1 protein-coding gene and 1 pseudogene are annotated in these 1,871 nt (G+C 54.4%); both read left to right on the top strand.

What is annotated here, in order from left to right; genetic code table 11:
* Positions 1-528, top strand: a pseudogene (locus tag BGN91_RS13285) (calcium/proton exchanger); the annotation flags it as partial.
* Between the two features lie 24 nt (positions 529-552).
* Positions 553-1,581: an AI-2E family transporter gene (locus BGN91_RS13280; protein ID WP_292613863.1), complete on the top strand. Its 1,029-nt coding sequence runs from the start codon at positions 553-555 to the stop codon at positions 1,579-1,581.
* The last annotated feature ends 290 nt before the right edge of the window (positions 1,582-1,871 follow it).

Here is a 1,871-nt window from a genome sequence, read left to right as displayed (position 1 = left end):
TATACGCTGATCCCCCATCGGGACACGTTTGCGGACGAGGAATCCCACGACGCTCCTTCCTGGGGTCTTTGGTCATCGCTTGCCGTCATGATTGGCGCAACCGCCATCATAGCTCTTGAAGCGGAGATGGTATCCGGCGCTCTGATGCGGACGGCGGCGAGCTTGGGGCTTTCACCCGTTTTTCTCGGCGTGATCGTATTGGCGCTGGTCGGAACGAGCGCCGATCTGTTTGCCGCGAGCTGGTTCGCATACCGCGACAAGATCGGTCTCGCATTCAATATTTGCGTCGGCTCCGCGATTCAAATGGCGCTGGTCGTGGCGCCGCTCCTGGTGTTGCTCTCGGCGGCTATGGGACGCCCCATGAATCTTGTTTTCCACAACCCGCTCTATCTGTTCGCCATTGCCAGCACCGCGTTCGTCGTCAACGCCGTCGCGCGGGATGGTGAAACCACTTGGTTTGAAGGTCTGCTTCTGGTCGGCGTCTATGTTCTTTTCGGACTGTCATTTTTCTTCACTGGCCCAGCCTGAGCCTAGCTTCAAGAGAGACGCGGAATGCCACTCATCAATACCGTTCGCAACCGGATGCTCGCTTTCATCGCGACCATTCTGGCGGTTGCAGCACTCCGCGCGAGCTACCCCGTAACAATGCCCCTGACTGCGTCAGTTTTGCTGATCGCAGCCGTCTGGCCGGTCAAGCTCTGGCTTGACCGCTTGATCCCATGGGCCAGCTACATCGGTGCGAGTCTCATTTTGTTGTTCGTCCTTGGTCTCTTCTTCGCCACGCTCTATTTCTCGGCCGCGCAAGTTGTTCACGCATTTGGAGACAATTGGGGTCAACTTGAGGTCGCGTATCAGGCGATCATGCGCTGGCTGAATAGGTGGGGTATCGAAGGCTTAAAGCTCGAAGAACGCTCCAGATTGATCGGAGTGGGCCAAGAAGTCTTCTCCAATGCATCGACCATTTTGATTTATCTCGGCTTCATAGCTTTACTGGTCATGTTCGGACTACGCGAGGTCGACGCGATGAGCAAAAAAATCGGTCGTGAGTTCGGCCAAGGTGAGCGCCGCGAAATCGCCAGAACTATCGATGAAATTGCCAAACGAATTCGCCAGTATCTAGGCATTACGCTTCTGACCAGCTTGATAACCGGCATTGCCACCGCCTTGTGGGCGTTCACGATCGGACTCGACTTGCCGTTGGTTTGGGGCATTTTGAACTTCCTGCTGAACTTCGTTCCGGTGCTAGGCAATTTTGTCGGCATTGCACCTCCAACGCTTTATGCGCTGATGCAATTCAAAAGCTTGAGTGGAACGCTGCTCACGCTTGCCGGGTTCTCGGTGATTCAGATCGTCATTAGCAATTTCGTCTGCCCGCTACTGCAGGAGAGAGGTTTGTCGCTTTCGCCGATAGCCGTGATCGTGGCGCTGACATTCTGGAGCTGGCTTTGGGGATTCGCGGGCGCACTCATTGCCATTCCACTCACCGTCTCGCTGACAATTGTCTGTAGCCAGTTTGAAAATACGCGCTGGATTGCTGTGTTCCTCTCCTCCCCGAAGGCCAACGCAGGAGCAAACGATTGAAATAGCCTCTTTACCCGATGGACCAGCTCTGACTCCGCCAAATTAACAACCCACTTGATGGTGATTTCCGTCGGTCGAACCGAACGCTGCCTCTCGCAGAGTTGATTAGCATAGGCTTTGAGCGCCTTACTAAAACGCTTTCTGTACTAACGAAAGAGCCAACAGCGTCGTAACCATTACAAGAGGGAGCTGACGAGAGTGAAAGGTTGCGCTGTGCGAAGCCAAGGGAACCAAGATGGTAAATATCTAGGATGGCCGGCCGTTGAAGAGTTTGGGATTAGTCACAAGAG

Origin of the sequence: Nitrobacter sp. 62-13 (assembly GCF_001896955.1) — a bacterium.
Lineage (GTDB): Bacteria > Pseudomonadota > Alphaproteobacteria > Rhizobiales > Xanthobacteraceae > Nitrobacter.
Note: the sequence above shows the minus strand (reverse complement) of the source record. Positions and strands in the feature narration are given on the sequence as shown.